The organism is Parafrankia sp. FMc2 (assembly GCF_041008525.1).
In the GTDB taxonomy this organism is placed as follows: domain Bacteria; phylum Actinomycetota; class Actinomycetes; order Frankiales; family Frankiaceae; genus Parafrankia.
This window is the reverse complement of the sequence record NZ_JBFLUG010000320.1, coordinates 1-2757: the sequence shown is the minus strand read 5'-3', so window position 1 is coordinate 2757 and position 2757 is coordinate 1. Positions and strand designations below refer to the sequence as shown.

2 protein-coding genes and 1 pseudogene are annotated in these 2757 nt (G+C 66.7%); 1 reads left to right on the top strand and 2 read right to left on the bottom strand.

Translation table 11 applies throughout. From position 1 onward, the window contains the following. Positions 1-382 precede the first annotated feature (382 nt). On the bottom strand, positions 383-1168 hold the full coding sequence (locus AB1460_RS36760) for an SDR family NAD(P)-dependent oxidoreductase (protein ID WP_368967128.1): 786 nt from the start codon (positions 1166-1168) through the stop codon (positions 383-385). A gap of 238 nt (positions 1169-1406) precedes the next feature. Beyond that, positions 1407-2147, bottom strand: a complete 741-nt coding sequence (locus tag AB1460_RS36755; protein ID WP_368967127.1) for a maleylpyruvate isomerase family mycothiol-dependent enzyme — start codon at positions 2145-2147, stop codon at positions 1407-1409. Positions 2148-2452: 305 nt separating this feature from the next. On the opposite strand from AB1460_RS36755, the pseudogene AB1460_RS36750 reads away from it, so the two are divergent. Then, positions 2453-2757 (top strand): annotated as a pseudogene (locus AB1460_RS36750) (hypothetical protein); the annotation flags it as partial.

The window sequence follows — 2757 nt, the reverse complement described above, 5'->3', positions numbered from 1 at the left end:
CACACAGAAAGGAAAACCCGCCGCCGCTCACCGAGTATCGATATGACCAGCGCTGGAAGCCAGGCTCCCAGCGCCTTCCAGCATGCCCGGAACCAGCCTCTCCGTGGTCCAGCAATTCACTCCTCAGTATCGATATGACCAGCGCTGGAAGCCAGGCTCCCAGCGCCTTCCAGCATGCCCGGAACCAGCCTCTCCGTGGTCCAGCAATTCACTCCTCAGAAGGACGATCTTGTCGAGGCTTTGGCCTGGATGCGGTTGTGGGTCGGTTTGTTATTTGGGTTCTACGGTGCCAAGGCCAGATAGCTGATGATCAAAAATGAGATGCCATGGGGTCAACAATGTTGATTATCTTGCGTTCGGATAACTCGCCAGCAGATGCAGATCAGGCCGCCTGAAAGGCGATGGGGTTCGCAAGTACCGCCACGCTCGCGCGCCCACCGTCGACGTCGACCACCGTGCCGTGCACGAAGGCGGCGTCATCCGAGGCCAGGTAGACGGCCGCGGCGGCGATCGCTGCCGGCTCACCCGCCCGCCCAGCCGGTGTACCGTGCATCAGCGCGTACGCCGGATGGTCCAGGTTCAGCTCGGGATCAGCGATGACACCCGGCGACACCGCGTTCACCCGCACCCCCTGCGGCCCGAACTCCGCGGCCCACGCCCGGGTGAGTGTCTCCAACGCGCCCTTGGTCGACGCGTAGAGCGCACCGACCGGCACACTCAACCGCGCTACCCAGGAACCCAGATTGATGATGACGCCACCGCCCGCGGCGACCATCTCCGGCGCCACCGCCTGCGTGAGGAAGAACGGCGCCTTCACATTGACCGCATAGACACGGTCGACCATCGCATCGTCGGCCGTCAGCGTCGTCGCAGGCGGATAGATACCCGCGTTGTTGACAAGAATGTCGATCCGCCCGCCCAGCAGGTCACTGGCCGCCGTGGCCAACGACCTGCTGGCAGCAGCGGTGCCGTCGAGGTCCGCGTGAACGAAGTCGGCCTTCCCGCCATCCGCGCGGATCCGGTCGACCACCGCCTGCCCGCGGCTGTCGTCGCGCCCGGAGACGATGACATGGGCGCCTTCCGCGCCGAAGGCCAGGGCGATCGCCCGCCCGATGTTGCGAGTGGATCCGGTGATGAGAGCTGTCCTGCGCTCAAGTCGACGTGTCATGGCCGTGACCGTACGAGGAAATTTTTGGACCAGCAAGTCCAAAAAGGGAGATGAGAGAGTCTCGTCGTCGATCTTCTGTGGCGATCTTCCGTGGTGGTGGGCCTGGGAACGAAGCTGCCCCCCTACTGGGTTTTTACCATGATCAAGGCTGGGGACTCCGACATGTCAACAGCGTTGATTATCTTGAGGGCACCGTGGAGCCGAGCATCCGGTGGGCTCCACGGTGCCTGTCGGATGGTCAGAAGCTGGTGTTCGCGAGCCAGCGTGTCCAGTGCTCCTGCTCACCGAGGACCTGCAGCCGGCTGTCATCGCCGGGGATACGGCGCATCAGCGCGAGCAGCAGGTCGGCGGCTGCGCCGCGCACCGCCACGTCGCCCTTCTCGTGAGCGTGCTCCCAGCCGATCCCGTCCGCGGCGCCGCGGATCGCCCACTCCCCTTCGAGGCCGAGGCCCTCATCGGTGGCATGCAGGTGGACGGTGGCCCCATCCGGAAGGATCCCAGCGCCGGGTTGCGCGGTGAGCAGGCCGAGCCACTCCGAGATCCCATCGGCGGCGAACACGGCCTCAAGCGGGTACTCGACGCCCAGCGCGAACGCGGCGTCGACACGGTGGATCATCGCCTCGTGCATCCGCCGCCGGACCCACCAGCGCGCCGGCCGCGGGCCGGTGAACGTCCAGACCGGCACGTCCGGATCGACGGCGACGGCTTCCAGCAGCAGCCGCGGGCTCTCCTGAAGCCAGGCGAGCGCGTCGCCGCGGTCCGCCGGCGGCCTGCCGCCCTCGATCGTGCGCGGGTCGAGAACCACGGTGGCCCGGGTCCTGATCATCACGGCCGCCCACCGGTCAGTGCCCCCGACGTGGCGTACGAGCTGGGCCAGATTCCAGCCCGGGCAGGTCGGGACAGGCATTGACAGGTCGGCCTCGCCGAGCAGATCGACGAGGAGCCGGTTCTGCGCCAGAAGGCCAGCGACATAGTCCACAGCCGGACCATAACGTTCCTCGATCCGCCGCGACCAACGGTCAGCCGCCTCGGGATGCCGGTGAGAATCGAGGGATCTGCATCCAGGGTCGTCTGTCGACTCTGCTCACAGAGCCCTGCCCGCGCGTACCGGTCGTCGTGCATCACCCGATACGGACCACTTCCGGAAGCTGGTACACGGCGAATGCGGAATCGGTCCCGCCGTCCTGGGTGAGGTCGCCGGCGAGAAGTGCGATTCGAAGTCCTGGCTGACCGGCCGCGCCGCGGTGATGGACCGCTACACCTACTGCCAGTATGCGATCATGCGTGCCCGTGGCGACCGTGGCGACCGCCGAGTACGCGCCGCGTTCCGCCGGTTCCCCGCGACAGCGGCGGGTGGAGCAGCGTGGACGCGACCGTGAGGAACTCGACCACCTCGCCGCCTTCGACGAGGCCTACCGCTCCCTACCGGAGGCGCCGTCGTTCACCGTCGTCCCGGCCGAGGTGTCATCGGGATCTCGCCGTGGATACCTCGGACTTCAGGCCGGGGAGGAAACGGCGCTCCATGCGGGAACGCATACGGGATTCCTTTCGGTAGAGTCGGAACATGTCCCGTTACCGGCTCGATCCGG

Bases quoted from the DNA above. Each gene is read 5' to 3' on its own strand.
- AB1460_RS36760 (WP_368967128.1), bottom strand. From the start codon at position 1,168: ATGACACGTCGACTTGAGCGCAGGACAGCTCTCATCACCGGATCCACT.